Here is a 15,737-nt window from a genome sequence, read left to right as displayed (position 1 = left end):
GGCAATGCCCGGGCCGAGGGAAAAGATATCAGCATGGATTAAAATTTCAAATCGGCAATTTTGGTTTTATATCCAATACCTATGCACCATTGGGATCTATCCGCATTCCATATCCGGTTTTTCAGCGACTTCTCGATGGTGACAAATATTGGAGTTTTAGGAACCATGCCCTCCAGGCCTATTGAAATTTCATAGGCTGGGTCAAACCTATTTTGGAAATAGGGTTCGTCACTTTCCCAGGTGTGCATCGAATCATAAAAGGAGATGCGGGTGGTATATGAGTAATAGGTCTGAACCTTCTTAAATTTATATACAATGAAGGCATTGTACTCTTTCCCCGCCCTGAGAAACGATTTACCGCCATAGCTGTAGGTATGCCTGTTTTCATAAACGGTGGTCATGTTCGTAATGTAATCATCATACCAACTATAGGATTTTGAAGGAAATTTGTCAGTTTTCCCGAAATCGGCCGTTACCCCCATTCCAGCCTGCAACAACCCACCCCAGGATAAACCACATTCGCATTGATAAATTTCTCCCTCAAAGCCACCGCTATCCTCAAATTTACCCATGCCGATCTTGGAATCGAATGACAGGGGAAATGCCATCACAGCCATTGCCTGAAAAGGCAAAATCAAGGAGATCAAGATAATCTTTTTCATAGGGACTCCCTCTACGTTGCCGTATACTATAGGCCACTTAACGCATTTTTGTCAAGAACTTTATAAAAAGCCCGGGCCTTTTCCGGCCGGGCTTAATTTGATCGTTCCAACTCCTCCATCTTCTTCTTATAGTCGATATCCGGAGTCTTTGCGTAAAGCCGGGCATATAATTCCATGGCCGCCTTCCGGCATTGGCCGTCCTGGGTCAATTTGAACAGCTCATAATTAATGACCGCCTGCTGATCCGGCTGTTCGGACCCGGCCAAAAGCTCCCGGATAAGCCGGACGCCCTCCGCCCGGTCCTTGACTGCGGCCAGCTTGGCCTGGAGCAGGCGGCATTTGAAAATGGTATCCTGCCTGTTTATCGCCCGGGATATCTCCAGCGATTCCCGGCACAGCTCCCCGGCCTCCTGGTATTCTCCCAGTTCGAAATGCGCCTCGCCGGCCTCCTGCAGGTACATGGTCAGATAATATTTCAGTCCGACCTCCCGGGCCAGGCCGATGGCCCGGCCATAAGCCTCAATGGCCCGGGCATATTCCCGGTTGATGGAGTGAATGCCGGCCAGGTGGCTGTAGCTGAGGCTCAGGCCTTTTTTGTCGCCCAGCTCCCCGGCTATTTTAAGCCGGGCTCTGATGCCATCCATTGCCAGGTGATGCTGCCCCAGCATCACCTGGACCGCCGACATGTTGCCCAGGGCGATGCTCAGCGAATGCTTGTCTCCGAAATATTCCGCCCATCTGGTCAGGTGCTCCCAGCATTCCAGGGCCCGGCGGTGGTCCCCCAGGGACAGGTACACCCACCCCATATTGCCCCTGTCTATGCTGGCGCTCAGCCGGTCGCCGGCCTGCTCGTCGGCTTGGCAGGCTCTTTGGTAATACTCCAGGGATTTGCGGCTGTCGCCCATATCGCCGTGGATATTTCCCAGGTTGTTCATGGCGATGGACATCCCGGCCCGGTCCCGGCAACCGGTCGCCAGCTCCAGGGATCTTTCAAAGCATTCCAGGGCCAATCCGTAATTTCCCTGCTGGCTGTGGCTGTTGCCCATCTTGTTGAGGACCTCGGACAGGCTCCGGGAATCCCCGGTCGACTGGTAATGATCGCGGGCCGCGCCCAGCAGCTCCCTGGCCCGGCCCGATTCGCCCCGGTTGTGCAGCACCTTGCCCAATTTGCTCTGGCTTCGGGCCAGGCGATCGGAATCCCCGGCGGAACGGGCCTGCTCCAGGCTCCGGCCGTAGATCGACTCCGCCTCGGCCCAGCGGCCGGTCAGCTCCAGCACCTCTGCCTTCCTCAGGTGGACCTCAAAGGCATAGTATCCGGGGCGGTTCCCGCCGGAACTGAGCCAATGTATGGCGGGAATATATTTACGCATCGTTAGCCGTTTCCTGTATTTGGTGATCCTTGTCGTTTTCCGGATTGAATGATATGACACATCCCGGCCCTCTGTCAATGATAATTTGCTTCTTGGGGACTTGACAATGGCGACCGGGAAGCGTATAATTAGCATATGCTAATAATTATCCGGAGGGTCTATGCCCCGGCCCTGTAAATTCAGAACCGTCAGCCACCGACCGGAGGCGGTCTACTTCAAACCCCGGGCCATTCCGCTGTCCCTGCTGGACGAGGTGATATTGACCTTCGACGAGCTGGAGAGCCTGCGGTTGGCCGATCTGGAGGAGCGCTATCAGGAGGAGGCCGCCCCCCGGATGGGGATCTCCCGGCAGACCTTCGGCAATATCCTCAAAGTTGCCCATAAAAAAGTGGCCGATGCCCTGGTCAATTCCAAGGCCCTCCGGATCGAGGGAGGGAACATTGCTATTTCGGGTGATAAAAGAACCAACAACTGTATAAGGAGAATAAAATGAAGCTATGCATACCAACCAGCGATGACCTGGGTCTAAAATCGGCTGTCAGCGAACATTTCGGCGGAGCGCCGTTCTTTTTGATCGTTGACACCGAAACCTCGGAACTAACGCCGGTGAAGAACCAGAATGAACACCACTCCCACGGCATGTGCCAGCCCTTAAAATCTTTGGCCGGGAATGAGATAGATGCCGTGGTCTGCACCGGCATCGGGGCCGGAGCGTTGAACAAACTCAATGCCTCCGGGATAAAAGTTTTAAAAGCAACCGGGACAACCGTGGAACAGCTGGTGGCTGCTTTTAAAAACAATTCTTTGCCCGAGTTCTCGGTTCAAACGGTCTGCACCACCCACAATTGTCACTGAAGTCCGGACCGATCAAAAAAGCCGTTGGGGATACCCAACGGCTTTTTTATTATATACTGGCTAACCCAGGTTCTTTAATACCTTCTTGGCCACTTCCTTCAGGGTCTCGAACACCCCGTAGCCCTGATGGGCCACCGTTTCGAAATCCGGCACCCCCCATTTATTGAGCTGGGCCCGCAGCTCGTCCACCGAGGCGATGTTGGGCAGGTCCCGCTTGTTGTACTGGATGACGAAGGGGATGTTCTCGATGTTGAATCCGTTCTCGGCCAGGTTGTCCTGCAGGTTGGCGATGGATTCCAGGTTGGCGTCCAGCCGCTCCACCTGGGAGTCGGCCACGAACACCACCCCGTCCACCCCTTTCAGGATCAGCTTGCGGCTGGCATTGTAGAACACCTGTCCCGGAACGGTGTAAAGATGGAACCGGGTCTTGAAGCCCTTGATGCTGCCCAGGTCCAGCGGCATGAAGTCGAAGAACAACGTGCGGTCCAGCTCGGTGGCCAGGGAGATCAGCTTGCCCTTGGCCTCCGGAGACACCTTGGAGTAGATATATTTGATGTTGGTGGTCTTGCCGCACAGCCCGCATCCGTAGTACACCACCTTGCAGTTGATCTCGCGGGATGAGTAGTTGATTAAAGACACGAATTTTCCTCCCGCTCACTTGAAAAGGTTATCAAGCTCGGACTCGGCCTCCGAGGCGAAGTCGCTGCCCAGGGGGGACGGCCCGCCGGATCCCGGTCCGCCCTCCAGTTTGGAGAATATGGCCTGGAAAAGCTTGATCAGCTCGGCCACCGTCTGCTTGACCCGCACCCGGACCAGGCCCAAAGTGGTCCGCTGGTCGAATACCACCGCCAGCATCACCCGGGCCTCGATGGAGGCCACGTAGATGTTCTGCTTCTCGCCCTGGTGGAACAGGGTGGCGAATTCCTTCTCCCCCACCAGCATGGCCAGCTGGCTGGTGGCGGCGAAGTCCGCCGCCGACAGCGAGGCGAAGGAGGTGGTGTCCAGCTGGCTGATGTCCCCGGCGGTGGTGATCAGCTGGCCGGCCTTGTCGATCAGCAGCACCGACAGGGCATTGGTGTTCTTGAGAAGCTCGTTCAGCTTCTCGCTGATCGTCCAAAAATCGTCTTCGAAGACATTTACATTTTCCGACACTTTTTACTACCTCATTATAAAAGGTAAATTTTTACAGGGAACATTTCTTGTTCAGATGGTCCCAACGGGCGTCAATGTCCTGCTGGATCTGGGCGATGAGGGCCTGGTGTTCGGGCCTCTTCAAATGACGGAAGCGCTCCTGCTGGAACATCCATTCATCAATGGGCTTGCGCTCCTTGGGGGTGTAATTCAGCTTGTATTTGCCGTCCTCCACCTCATACAGCGGCCAGAAATTGGTCTCCACCGCCAGGCGGCCCATTTCGGCGGTCAGCTCCGGCGGATAGCCCCAGCCCAGCCGGCAGGGCTGCAGCACGGCGATGAAGGCCGGGCCGCCCTTGGCCAGGGCCTTCTCCACCTTTTTGGTGAAGTCGGACCAGTTGCCCACCACGCTCTGGGCCACGTAGGGTATGCCGTGGGCCGCCATGATCTCGGTCAGGTTCTTGCGGAACTGGACCTTGCCGGGGATCTTCTTGCCGTTGGGGCTGGTGGTGGTGGAGCTGCCCTTGGGGGTGGCCGAGGAGCGCTGGATCCCGGTGTTCATGTAGGCCTGGTTGTCGTAGCAGATGTAGAGCATGTTGTGGCCCCGCTCCATGGCGCCGGAAAGCGCCTGCAGCCCGATGTCATAGGTGCCGCCGTCGCCGCCGAAGGCCATGAACCGGATGTCCTCGGTGACCGTGCCCTGGCGCTTGAGCGACCGGTAGGCCGCCTCCACCCCGGAGATGGTGGCCGCCGAGTTCTCGAAGGCGCTGTGGATGAAGGGAACGTCCCAGGCGGTGTAGGGATAGATGGTGGAGACCACCTCCAGACAGCCGGTGGCGCAGGTGGCCACCACCGGCTTGTCGCCGGCCGCCAGCAGTGCCTGGCGGGCCACGATGGTGGCCCCGCACCCGGCGCAGGCCCGGTGCCCGCCGGTGAACTTGTCGCCCCGGGCTGCCAGTTCTTTGAGATTTGCCATTTTATATTATCCTCGTATAAAAATTCAAAAGATTTATTGAAACTGCTAAGGACTTTACCACTGAAACATTGAATAACGGAAAACACCGAACCCATTTAATTAATTCCTAGTTTCCTAACTTTCCGTGTTTCCGTGGTTGGTGCCAGAAAATATTAGCTTACTCCCTGACCCCCAGGTAGCTGACCGAATCGGCCTTGAATTTTCCGTCCTTGAGATCCATGAACAGTTTCTCTATCTGCTCCATGTCTATCTCGCGGCCGCCCAGGCCGTAGACGTATCCGGCGATCTGGGGCTTTTTGGCCGAGCCGTAGAGGGCCGAGCGGACCTCGGTGAACACCGGCCCGCCGAAGCCGCCCACCGAATCGGAGCGGTCCAGCACCGCCACCGTCTTGATGTTCTCCAGCGCTTTTACGATCTCTTCGGTGGGGAAGGGCCGGAAGACCCGGATCTTCAGCAATCCGGCCTTGACGCCTTTTTCCCGCAGCTGGTCGATGACCACCTTGGCGGTGCCGCAGGTGGAGCCCAGGGCCACGATGGCCACCTCGGCGTCGTCCAAATGATATTTCTCGATCAGGCCGTAATTGGTGTCGAACTTCTGGCCGAACTCGGCCCCCACCTCCTTGATGACCTTGAGGGCGTTGTTCTGGGCGTCCACCATGGCCCGGCGGTGCTCGAAGTAATAATCGGTCAGGTTGATGGCCCCGATGGTGAAGGGCTTCTTGACGTCCAGCAGATGCATCATGGGGTCGTACTTACCGATGAAGCCCTGGACCTCGGCGTCCGGCAGGGTGTCGATCCGCTCCATGCCGTGGGAGATGATGAAACCGTCGGTGGTGACCATCACCGGCAGGCGGACGTCCCTGTGCTCGGCTATCCGCATGGCCTGGATCATATTGTCGTAGGCCTCCTGGGCGTTCTCGGAGAAGATGTGGATCCAGCCGGCATCCCGGCAGCCCATGGAGTCGGAGTGGTCGCAATGGATGTTGATGGGGGCCGAAAGGGCCCGGTTGACATTGGCCATCACGATGGGCAGGCGCAGGCCGGCCGCGATGTAGACCATCTCGTACATCAGGGCCAGGCCCTGGGAGCTGGTGCCGGTCATGGTCCGGGCCCCGGCCGCGGCCGATCCGATGCAGGCCGACATGGCCGAATGCTCGGACTCCACCGCCACGAACTCGGTCTTGACCTCGCCGTCGGCCACGTACTGGGAGAATATCTGGACGATCTCGGTGGCCGGGGTGATGGGGTAGGCCGCCACCACGTCGGGGTTGACCTGCTTCATGGCCAGAGCCATGGCCTCGTTTCCGGTCTTGGCCAGAATGATCTTCTGCATGCTACTTGACCTCCTCTTCCATGGTGATGGCCTTGACCTTCTTCTTGCCCGGGCACTCGTGAGCGCAGATTCCGCAGCCCTTGCAGTGCTCCAGGTTGAACCCGGCGACCTGGCCGTCCTTCAGTATCACGGCCGAATCCGGGCAGTAGGCCCAGCAAAGGAGGCACTGGATGCAGTTCTCGGGGTGGTAGATCGGGCGGGAGCTTCTCCAGTCGCCGGTCTTGAAATCGACGGCGGTGCCGCTTTTTTCTATATTGCCGCCCAGGGCCAGTTCCTGGTATTTCTTCAGTTCGCTCATGCCGATTTCACCTCCTGTGCCGCCCGTTTCATGGATTGGATGTTGCCCTCGATCACCTCCGGCCGGTGGGCGAATTTCTTGGCCAGCTTCTTCTGGGTGTCCTCCAGCATGCTGTCAAAATCCAGCATTCCGGTGACCTTGACCAGGGCCGCCAGCATCGGGGTGTTGGGTATCTTCCGGCCGATGGTCTCCTCGGAGATCTTGGAGGCGTCCACCGTGAATATCTTGCCGTCGAATTTGACGCTTTTTTTGATCTCCGCCGCGTCCAGTCCGGTGTTGATGATCAGGGTCCCCTCTTTGCCCAGGCCCGCGGTGACGTTGATCGAGGCCATCAGGGTGGGGTCCAGCACCACCACCACGCTGGGAGATTTGACCGGGCAATGCATCAAAATGGGTTTGTCGTCTATTCGGTTGAAGGATTGCACCGGAGCCCCCATCCTCTCCGGTCCGTACTCTGGGAAGGCCTGCACATACTTGCCTACCGCCAGGGCGGCATCGGCAAATAGCAATGCGGCTGTCTTGGCGCCCTGTCCTCCCCGACCGTGCCATCTGATCTCTACCATTGTCGTATATCTAACTCCTGTAATAAGTTTCCAATACCGGGGGCATTTTTTCAAGAATTATTAGTATATTCCAAAACCGATCAAATGTCAATAAATTTCAGCAGGGGCAATCGGGATTCTGTAGTAGTGGCGTGTCTTAGGCCCGCCTTTATAACATTTAAAAATGTTACAGATCCAATCTGATATGCAGGTCCTTCAACTGCCTCTGGTCCACCTCCGAGGGGCTGCCCTCCATCAGGCCGCTGCCCGAGGTGGTCTTGGGAAAGGCGATCACGTCGCGGATGCTGTCCCCCCCGGTGATCATGGCCAGGATCCGGTCCACCCCGGGAGCGATGCCGCCGTGGGGCGGGGCCCCGTACTCGAAGGCCTCCAGCAGAAAGCCGAATTTTTTGGCGGCCTCTGCGGGGGGAAGCCCCAACACCTTCATCACCTTTTCCTGGATGTCGCGGCGGTGGATACGGATGGAGCCCGAGGCCAGCTCGGAACCGTTGGCCACCAGGTCGTATAACTGGCCCAGCACCTTGCCCGGATCGCTGTCCAGATATTCCAGGTGCTCCTCCTTGGGCATGCTGAACATGTGATGCTCGGCCTCCCAGCGTTTCTCCTCCTGGTTGTAATGGAACAGCGGGAAATCGGTGATCCAGGCGAAGGCGAACTTGCCCTGGGGGATCAGGTCCATCCGTTTGGCGCATTCGACGCGCAGCGCGCCCAGGGCGGCCGCCACCACGGATGGCTGGTCGGCCACGAACAGCATGATATCGCCGTCCCTGGCGGACATGGCCCGCATCAGTTCCCTGCCCAGCTCCCCGGCAAAGAACTTGGCGATGGAGCCCTCCAAAGATTCTCCGGAGACCTTGGCCCAGGCCAGCCCCTTGGCCCCGTATATTTTGGCCAACTCGGTCAGCCCGTCGATGTCCTTGCGGGACCATTTGCCGCCTCCCGGCACGCAGATGCCCTTCACCTGCCCTTGGTTCTCCAGGGCCTGTTTGAAGACGGTGAATTCCGACTTGGCGGCCACCGCGGCGATGTTGCACAACTCCAGGCCGAAACGCATGTCCGGCTTGTCCGAGCCGAAGCGGTTCATGGCCTCGGCGTAGGGCAGGCGCGGGAACGGGGTCAGCAAATCTATCCCGGCCACTTCCTTGAATACCTGCTGGAACATCCCCTCGGCCAGGGTGAAAACCTTGTCCTGGGTGGCGAAGCTCATCTCGATGTCTATCTGGGTGTGCTCCGGCTGGCGGTCGGCCCTTAAGTCCTCGTCCCTTAAGCACCGGGCGATCTGGAAATACTTGTCGAAGCCGGCCACCATCAGTATCTGCTTGTATATCTGGGGTGACTGCGGCAGGGCGTAGAACTTGCCCGGCTGGACCCGGCAGGGCACCAGGTAGTCGCGGGCCCCTTCCGGGGTGCTGCGGGTCAGCAGCGGGGTCTCGATCTCCAGAAAGTTCTGGGCGCTGAGATAATTGCGCACCGCCAGGATGAAATTGTGACGCAGGATGATGTTCTGGGCCAGGGCCGGGCGGCGCAGGTCCAGATAGCGGAATTTCAGGCGCAGGTCCTCCGAGGCGGTGGTCTGGTCCTCGATCACGAAGGGCGGGACAGCCGAGCTGTTGAGCAGTTTGACCTCAGCGGCCAGCACCTCTATCACCCCGGTGGCCATGCCGGGGTTGGTCTGCCCCTGGGGCCGGTTGCGCACCGCGCCCCTGACCGCGATCACGTATTCGGACTTGAGGTCCTTGGCGGCCTCGGTCAGCTCGGCGTTCTGGGCCGGGTCGAAAACCACCTGGGTGATGCCGTAGCGGTCCCGCAGGTTGATGAATATCAGCCCGCCATGATTGCGACTGCGGTGCACCCATCCGCAGAGGGTGGTTTGCTGGCCGATATGTTCGGAACGAAGCTCCCCGCAGGTGTGGCTGCGTTCCCAGTTGCCTAAAGTTTCGAGTTTCATAATGCTTTTATTTTATTTAATGGGAATTTATAATCAAGATGTCTATATCTAAATACGTCATCAGGCATAATACAAGACATAGCCCAACGGCGATCCATATCTATTTTACCTGTACCAAGATTAAGCTCTCCAACATCCCATTTAATTGCCAAATTGCCATCTGGCAGTATTTTTATATATGCTTCTTTTTTATTAATCAAGTTTTTACTTAGAGAATAATTACTCTGATAAATGCTTTTTAACTTTGCAATTTCCTTAAATTTTATTTGACTATACATGTTATTAACTGAAGTACCGACACGAATCATTTCAAAACTATCCTGTTTAGTATAATATGTAAAATATACGCATATCAGCAAACCATTGCCTTTAAAATCATCAATACATCTTATCCCTGTTCCCCATTTAAATACACATCTTCCCCATAATGAAGAATTATCATTATAATGGTCATTTGCATATTTATAACTTAACCGTTTTAAAGCTTTTGCCTGGACCAAATTGAAATTTGATTTTAAGTAACTTCCCCGCAAACCATATGCTTCCATTTTTCTTAAAACTTTATATTTCAAAAAACTAATGTCGACGGTATCGATTTTTGGCATCCAATTATGAGATATCGCCACTCTGTCATCGCAGTTGGTCTCAAGCACACCCTCTTTGCAGTCAGAAAATTTGAATTTATATTTATAAATATTATGGCAAGGATAACAGTCAGCTCTAAGGATCGTATCGTAAGACGACAAAACAACCGATGTGTCTTTTGGTGCCGTTAAACTATTTGAATGTCCGGGTAAATATTTATAATCTTTCCATGGCAAATTTGATATGAATAATTGTTTCTTATCAATATCCCATATTATATTATCCTCATATTTAACAGCATTCAGATGTCTCTCTTGATTCAATGTTAATAAACCTAATTGGGCTGTTTTAATATTGTTTTTCTTTACTATTTCGGCAACGGCATCGCAAGATTCTGCTTTTTCGATTAATTTATATATTCTTGTATTTAAAGAAGTGTGGCCCTGTGAGCAACTTTCTTTCCGCTTCCCATATCCATCTATTGCAAATGTAAAATTGTAGGTTATGCCGATTTTTGAAGATGCTTTATTTTCACAATTGAAAATCATTTCCTTTACATTACCCATTAATAACCCGATTATATCATTCCTGCCCCCAAATCCTTCCATATCATATTCTATAGATTTTACTTTGCAGTCATATAAACGCCAGGATATTACAGGGTTTAAATATATCGAATATCTCAATAAAAAAGGTTGCCATAATACTTTAGTAACAATCAAAACTAACGCGAATGACAAACAAAACAACGCAATACTTTTAAATTTATTAATAATATTCATTTCGCGTTCTTTCGTGTTCTTTCGACAGAGTTTACCATGAGCCGTCGAATGGCTCAGGACAAGCTTTCGTAGGGAACCTAGTCGTTATTCCCCCTCGTCCCACATCTCATACGCTTTGCGGATATGCGGTATGGTGATGGACCCGCCCACCACCAGCGAGATGTTCATGATCTCATCAAACTCCGCCTGGCTTACCCCCAGCTTCTTGCACTGGATGACATGATAGCTGATGCAGTCGTTGCAGCGCAGCACCACCGAGGCGCACAGGCCCAGCATCTCCTTGGTCTTGCCCGTCAGCGCCCCGTCCTGGTAGGCGGCGGTGTCCAGGTTGAAGAACCGCTTGATGCCGGTGTGCTCGGCCGCCAGTATCCGGTCGTTCATCTTGGTGCGGTAGGCGTTGAATTCTTTGATCTTGTCAGACATGCTTTCTCTCCCACTAAAGGACACTAAAGTTCACAAAATATTATTTAGACTATTTCGTGTGTTTCGTGGGTAATGGTCTCCTTGTAAGTCGCACTGGCAGTACTTCGGCACATTGATCACCAACTCATCAAAGGCCACCTCGGCCTGCTGGTGCTTGTCCATGTCCTTCAGCGTCACTACGCCCTTACTTATCTCGTCCTCGCCGATCAGAGCCACGTAGCGGGCATTGAGCCGGCCGGCCTCGCGCAGCTGGGCCTTTAAACTGCGGCCCAAGAGCTCCTGCTCGCAGGCCAAACCCTTTTGCCGCAGCTGGGCGCAAAGCAGGCTGCCCTTCTTCACCGCCTCATCGCCCAAAGTGGCGATGTAGACATCGGGCCTTTTCTCCGGCGGCAGGTTGACACCCTGATTTTTGAGCGCCAGAACATAACGTTCCAAACCTGACCCGAAGCCCACCCCCGGGGCCGGATCTCCCCCCAGCTCCTCCATCAGGCCGTCGTAGCGCCCGCCGCCGCCCAGGGCATCCTGGGCCCCCAGGTGCTGTGAGACCACCTCGAATGCCGTCCTGGTATAATAATCCAGCCCCCGCACCAGGTTCTTGTCCAGGGTGAACGGGATCTCCAGGTCCTTTAGCCGGTCCTGCACCGTCTGAAAATGCACCCGGCAGTCGCCGCATAAAAAGTCCTTCATCTCCGGTGCATTCATGAATTTCCCCTGATCTATCTTGCAGTCCAGGATCCGCAGTGGATTCCGGTCGTAGCGTTCCCGGCAGTTGTCGCAGAGCCCCGGCAGCATGGGCTTGAAATACTCCATCAGCTTCTGGCGGTAGGTCGGCCGGCACTGGGCGCAGCCCAGGCTGTTGAGCCTTAAGCTTAAGCCGCCCAGGCCCAGCTTCTGCAGGGTGAAGAACAACAGCGAGATCGCCTCTACATCGGCCACCGGGCTGTCCGTTCCGATGAACTCGGCCCCGAACTGGGTGTGCTGGCGCATCCGGCCGGCCTGGGGCCGCTCGTAGCGGAACATGGGAGCCAGATAAAAGACCTTGATGTACGGCTGTTCCTTGAGCGAGTTGTGCTCGATCAGGGCCCTTAAGACCGGCGGCGTCCCCTCGGGGCGCAGGGTGATGGAGCGCTGCCCCTTGTCGGTGAAGGTGTACATCTCCTTCTGGACGATGTCGGTGGTGTCGCCGGTTCCCTTGACGAACAGCGCGGTATCCTCGAAGACCGGGGTCCGGATCTCCCTGAATCCGTATAACCGGGCCTGTTCCCTGATCACCGTTTCAAGGTGCTGCCAGACATGGACCTGGTCCGGCATCACGTCATAGGTGCCCTTGCTGGCCTGAAACTTCATGTTTTGACCTCGCCCTTTTCGGCTTCCAGGAAGATATCCATCACCTTCTGGGGGTCGTCTGCCGCCAGCAGCCTGGCCCGGATCTCCTCCCGGTTCAGCAGGCGCGACACCAGGGCCAGGGCCTTGACGTGGTCGGCGATGATGCTCTGGGGGGTGGCGATGAAGAAGAATATCTGCACCGGCTGGCCGTCCAGCGAGCCGAAATCTATCTTGTTCCGGCAGAGGCCGAAGGCCCCGGCCATCTTCTTGAGCCCCTTGGTCCGTCCGTGGGGAATGGCCACCCCCTTGCCGATGCCGGTGGACATCAGTCCCTCCCGCTCCATGGCCGAGTCCAGCAGTTCCCGGCCGTCGCTTATCAGCCCGTCCTTAACCATCAGGCCGACAAGTTCGGCGATGATGTCCTTTTTGTTCTGGCCGGACAGGAAAACGCAGGTGCGTTGTTTGTTTAAAATATCTTCGATCTTCATGACAAAACTCCTTGAACCTGATGTCTTTTTGTTGTTGTCATCCTGGGAAGTTATCGTGCCCTGCTGGCTGAAGGATGACAACCAATTTTAAATATCTATTTTTATCGACCGTCATCCGTTCGGTTTGCCAAGCAAGATGCCTGGCTCAGGATGATAAACTTTCAGCAGATCCGCGGCAGGGCCTCGCCCTCCAGCATCATCAGCGGGCGCCGGCTGCCCAGAAAGGTCTTCAGCAGCACCTGGGGTTTGCCGGTCTCGACCTGGCCGATGATGGCCGCCTCTCTGCCCAGCGGGTCCTGGCGCATGGCCTTCAGGATGCCTTCGGCCTCCCCGCTGGGCACGATGGCGATCAGCTTGCCCTCGTTGGCCACGTACAGCGGGTCCAGCCCCAGCATCTCGCAGGCGCCTTTGACCTCCGGCTTGACCGGGATCTTTTCTTCCTCTATGGCAATGGCAACCTTTGATTGCCGGGAGATCTCATTGAGCGTGGTGGCTAGGCCGCCCCGGGTGGGGTCGCGCAGAACGTGGATGATCCCCGCCTTCAGCATCGCCGAGACCAGCCCATTAAGGGGAGCCACATCGCTAAAAAGATCGCCGCTCAGGCCGAAGTTGTTCCGGGCGTTGATCACCGCCGCACCGTGGTCACCGATACTTCCGCTGATGATGACAACATCGCCCGGCGCAGCCAGGGAACCGGAGACATTGACGCCCTCCGGTATCTCCCCCACCCCGGCCGTGTTGATGAACAATACGTCGCAGGCCCCCTTGTCCACCACCTTGGTGTCGCCGGTGACTATCGCCACGCCGGCTTCCCTGGCGGCAAAAGCCATGGAATCGACCACCTTCTCCAGGGTTTCCAGGGAAAGGCCCTCTTCGATGATGAACCCGGCCGAAAGATACAATGGCCTGGCGCCCTTCATGGCCAGATCGTTCACCGTGCCGCACACCGCCAGCCGCCCGATGTCCCCGCCCGGAAAGAACAGCGGTTTGACCACATAGCTGTCCGTTGTGAATGCCATCCTCGGTTTAGGATTTGGGATTTGGAATTCGGCGGCGTCGTCACCCTGGTTGAGCATAGGATTGGAGAACCGGGACTTGAAGACCTTCTCTATCAACTCGTGTGAAAGCCGCCCGCCTGAGCCGTGGGCCAGCAGTATTCTATTAGATACACTCAAAATATTTGATTTTTGATTTTTTAATTCCTTGTTCCGTACTTGTACCAGGCGGCGCAGGCCCCCTCGGAGGACACCATGCAGGGCCCCACCGGGCTTTCCGGCGTGCATTTCTTCCCGAACATAGGACATTCGTCCGGCTGATGAAGGCCCATCATCACCTGCCCGCAGATGCACCCCTGGGGCTCTATGGCCGGAGGAACTTCGACCTGAAATCGTTTTGAGGCATCGAAGGAACTGTATTCTTCCCTGAAGCAAAGCCCGGTCTCCGGTATATTTCCAATGGCCCGCCATTCGGCGGTGCAGGGCATCATCACTTTATCTATTATCGACAGGGCATGGGGATTCCCGGCATCGGGCACTCCCCGCCGGTATTCCGTCTGCACTGAGAAAGTCGAGCCATCTTTTTTGTGCGCCCGGATCTGCTCCAGCAGCATCACAATTGACTCCAGTATGTCAAGCGGCTCGAACCCGGCGATGACGCAGGGGATCTGATATTTGGCCGGTATGAACTGGTAAGGTTTGCTGCCGATGATGGCCGAGACATGGCCCGGACAGAGAAAGCCGTCTATCCTGGTCCGGCCTGATTCCAGTATGGCCTTCAGGGCATGGGGCACGGTCTTAAAAGCCGGGTAGACCGAGAAATTTCCGATCCCTTTCTCCTTGGCCTCCAGCATCGTGGCGATGATGGTGGGCGAAGTGGTCTCGAAGCCCACCCCGGCAAAGACCACCTGTCTCTGGGGGTTCTCGGTCGCGATCTGAATGGCATCCAGCGGGGAATACAAAATTCTGATGTCGGCCCCTTGGGACTTGGCTTCCCTTAAACTGGAATGTGAACCGGGAACCCGGATCATGTCGCCGAAGGTGGTGAAGATCACGTCCTTCTGTCCGGAGATGGCGATCATCCTGTCGATGTCGGACAAGGCGGTGACGCATACCGGACAGCCCGGCCCGGAAAGCAACTTTATGGATTTGGGGATCAGTCCCCTGATGCCGAACTGGGAGATGGCCATGGTATGGGTGCCGCAGACCTCCATGAAGGCCGCCGGGCCGTCGCAAAGGGCTTCGATCCTCTTGACCAGCTTGGCGGCCACCGCCGGATCGCGGAATTTATCGAGATCGATCATTGCCGGCGTCCGTCAGGATATGGTGATGCCGGTGTCTTCCAGCAGCTGGTAGGTTTCCTCGGCCTCCTCCGGATCGATCCGCTGGATGGCGAACCCGGCGTGGACCAGCACGAACTCGCCCACCTTGGCGTCGGGCATCAGTTGCAGGCCGATCTTTCTTTTAAGGCCCCGGATGTCCACCTCGGCCTTGGTGCCTTCGATGGTTTCGATCTTGGCTGGTATGGCTAAACACATATTTTAAAATCGCAATTTGTTAATCGTTAATCGTTTTGGCCTTCTGTTTATTGAGAAAATTTATATACCCATTAACAACTTTAAGAGCATTTTCTATCAATTTCACTCCCTAGCTATTATATTCTTCCTCAGTAATATAATTAAAGTGCAAGCAAGAGATCAGATGGTCCCAAAGTTCATATAATGAGCCCTTTGATTGTCGGCAATATTGGATGTTCTCTTGAAAGTGAAACCGACCATAGCCTTCTGCAATATTGGCCGTTATGGAAATAGCCGCTCTTCTTATATCTTCAGTGATGATGAATTTTTCATCCCTTGGTAGCTTCCTTGTAATTTCAAAGAAAAACATCTTCACATCAAAACATCGTTGCCAAGCATCCAAGTCACGGAAACTCACTATCTTTCGGTCTGCATTCTTTTCAGCGAAAGAACCACTTTCCACCGTGTTCCTCCTCTATTCCAAA

19 protein-coding genes are annotated in these 15,737 nt (G+C 55.3%); 2 read left to right on the top strand and 17 right to left on the bottom strand.

All coding sequences use genetic code 11. The features are described 5' to 3' along the window. Positions 1 to 38 precede the first annotated feature (38 nt). Together RDU76_04645 and RDU76_04640 are read right to left on the bottom strand one after the other, a co-directional pair. Positions 39 to 662 carry a hypothetical protein gene (locus tag RDU76_04645; protein ID MDQ7798220.1) on the bottom strand — a complete coding sequence of 208 codons (624 nt, stop codon included), beginning with the start codon at positions 660 to 662 and terminating at the stop codon, positions 39 to 41. Positions 663 to 754: 92 nt separating this feature from the next. After that, positions 755 to 2,032: a tetratricopeptide repeat protein gene (locus tag RDU76_04640; protein MDQ7798219.1), complete on the bottom strand. Its 1,278-nt coding sequence runs from the start codon at positions 2,030 to 2,032 to the stop codon at positions 755 to 757. A gap of 160 nt (positions 2,033 to 2,192) precedes the next feature. On the opposite strand from RDU76_04640, the gene RDU76_04635 reads away from it, so the two are divergent. Both RDU76_04635 and RDU76_04630 read left to right on the top strand, forming a co-directional pair. After that, complete coding sequence (locus tag RDU76_04635) at positions 2,193 to 2,525, top strand: DUF134 domain-containing protein (protein MDQ7798218.1); 333 nt, start codon at positions 2,193 to 2,195, stop codon at positions 2,523 to 2,525. Continuing rightward, the gene (locus RDU76_04630; GenBank protein ID MDQ7798217.1) at positions 2,522 to 2,887 is read left to right on the top strand and encodes a NifB/NifX family molybdenum-iron cluster-binding protein; all 366 of its coding nucleotides are present in this window, start codon (positions 2,522 to 2,524) and stop codon (positions 2,885 to 2,887) included. The genes RDU76_04635 and RDU76_04630 overlap by 4 nt, the downstream gene beginning before the upstream one ends. A 60-nt stretch (positions 2,888 to 2,947) precedes the next feature. On the opposite strand, the gene RDU76_04625 is transcribed toward RDU76_04630, so the two are convergent. The 15 genes from RDU76_04625 to RDU76_04555 all read right to left on the bottom strand — a co-directional run bounded on the left by RDU76_04625 (position 2,948) and on the right by RDU76_04555 (position 15,715). After that, on the bottom strand, positions 2,948 to 3,526 hold the full coding sequence (locus tag RDU76_04625; protein MDQ7798216.1) for an ADP-ribosylation factor-like protein: 579 nt from the start codon (positions 3,524 to 3,526) through the stop codon (positions 2,948 to 2,950). A 15-nt stretch (positions 3,527 to 3,541) separates the two neighbouring features. Further along, on the bottom strand, positions 3,542 to 4,039 hold the full coding sequence (locus RDU76_04620) for a roadblock/LC7 domain-containing protein (GenBank protein ID MDQ7798215.1): 498 nt from the start codon (positions 4,037 to 4,039) through the stop codon (positions 3,542 to 3,544). Positions 4,040 to 4,070: 31 nt separating this feature from the next. Further along, a complete protein-coding gene (locus RDU76_04615; protein MDQ7798214.1) occupies positions 4,071 to 4,994 on the bottom strand; it encodes a thiamine pyrophosphate-dependent enzyme in 924 nt (307 codons plus the stop codon). Between the two features lie 157 nt (positions 4,995 to 5,151). Next, entirely contained in the window at positions 5,152 to 6,327 is a 1,176-nt protein-coding gene (locus RDU76_04610; protein ID MDQ7798213.1) for a transketolase C-terminal domain-containing protein, read from the bottom strand. A 1-nt stretch (position 6,328) separates the two neighbouring features. Then, positions 6,329 to 6,625 carry a 4Fe-4S dicluster-binding protein gene (locus tag RDU76_04605; protein MDQ7798212.1) on the bottom strand — a complete coding sequence of 99 codons (297 nt, stop codon included), beginning with the start codon at positions 6,623 to 6,625 and terminating at the stop codon, positions 6,329 to 6,331. After that, entirely contained in the window at positions 6,622 to 7,188 is a 567-nt protein-coding gene (locus RDU76_04600; GenBank protein MDQ7798211.1) for a 2-oxoacid:acceptor oxidoreductase family protein, read from the bottom strand. The genes RDU76_04605 and RDU76_04600 overlap by 4 nt, the downstream gene beginning before the upstream one ends. Positions 7,189 to 7,354: 166 nt before the next feature. Beyond that, positions 7,355 to 9,136 carry an aspartate--tRNA ligase gene (gene aspS / locus RDU76_04595; protein ID MDQ7798210.1) on the bottom strand — a complete coding sequence of 594 codons (1,782 nt, stop codon included), beginning with the start codon at positions 9,134 to 9,136 and terminating at the stop codon, positions 7,355 to 7,357. Further along, positions 9,133 to 10,503 carry a hypothetical protein gene (locus tag RDU76_04590; GenBank protein MDQ7798209.1) on the bottom strand — a complete coding sequence of 457 codons (1,371 nt, stop codon included), beginning with the start codon at positions 10,501 to 10,503 and terminating at the stop codon, positions 9,133 to 9,135. Before RDU76_04590 ends, aspS begins: the two co-directional genes overlap by 4 nt. Positions 10,504 to 10,587: 84 nt before the next feature. Continuing rightward, positions 10,588 to 10,926, bottom strand: coding sequence for a carboxymuconolactone decarboxylase family protein (locus tag RDU76_04585; GenBank protein MDQ7798208.1), 339 nt, complete (start codon positions 10,924 to 10,926; stop codon positions 10,588 to 10,590). Positions 10,927 to 10,956: 30 nt separating this feature from the next. Next, a complete protein-coding gene (gene hisS, locus RDU76_04580; protein MDQ7798207.1) occupies positions 10,957 to 12,273 on the bottom strand; it encodes a histidine--tRNA ligase in 1,317 nt (438 codons plus the stop codon). Next, positions 12,270 to 12,740 (bottom strand): PTS sugar transporter subunit IIA, encoded by a 471-nt coding sequence (locus tag RDU76_04575; protein MDQ7798206.1) that lies wholly within the window; start codon positions 12,738 to 12,740, stop codon positions 12,270 to 12,272. Before RDU76_04575 ends, hisS begins: the two co-directional genes overlap by 4 nt. Positions 12,741 to 12,901: 161 nt before the next feature. Then, positions 12,902 to 13,915 carry a hydrogenase expression/formation protein HypE gene (gene hypE, locus RDU76_04570; protein MDQ7798205.1) on the bottom strand — a complete coding sequence of 338 codons (1,014 nt, stop codon included), beginning with the start codon at positions 13,913 to 13,915 and terminating at the stop codon, positions 12,902 to 12,904. A 20-nt stretch (positions 13,916 to 13,935) separates the two neighbouring features. Further along, positions 13,936 to 15,039: a hydrogenase formation protein HypD gene (hypD, locus tag RDU76_04565; GenBank protein MDQ7798204.1), complete on the bottom strand. Its 1,104-nt coding sequence runs from the start codon at positions 15,037 to 15,039 to the stop codon at positions 13,936 to 13,938. A 12-nt stretch (positions 15,040 to 15,051) separates the two neighbouring features. Continuing rightward, positions 15,052 to 15,273: a HypC/HybG/HupF family hydrogenase formation chaperone gene (locus RDU76_04560; protein ID MDQ7798203.1), complete on the bottom strand. Its 222-nt coding sequence runs from the start codon at positions 15,271 to 15,273 to the stop codon at positions 15,052 to 15,054. Positions 15,274 to 15,382: 109 nt separating this feature from the next. After that, a complete protein-coding gene (locus RDU76_04555; protein ID MDQ7798202.1) occupies positions 15,383 to 15,715 on the bottom strand; it encodes a four helix bundle protein in 333 nt (110 codons plus the stop codon). Between the last annotated feature and the right edge of the window lie 22 nt (positions 15,716 to 15,737).

The organism is Candidatus Edwardsbacteria bacterium (assembly GCA_031082425.1).
Lineage (GTDB): Bacteria > Edwardsbacteria > AC1 > AC1 > EtOH8 > UBA2226.
Note: the sequence above shows the minus strand (reverse complement) of the source record. Positions and strands in the feature narration are given on the sequence as shown.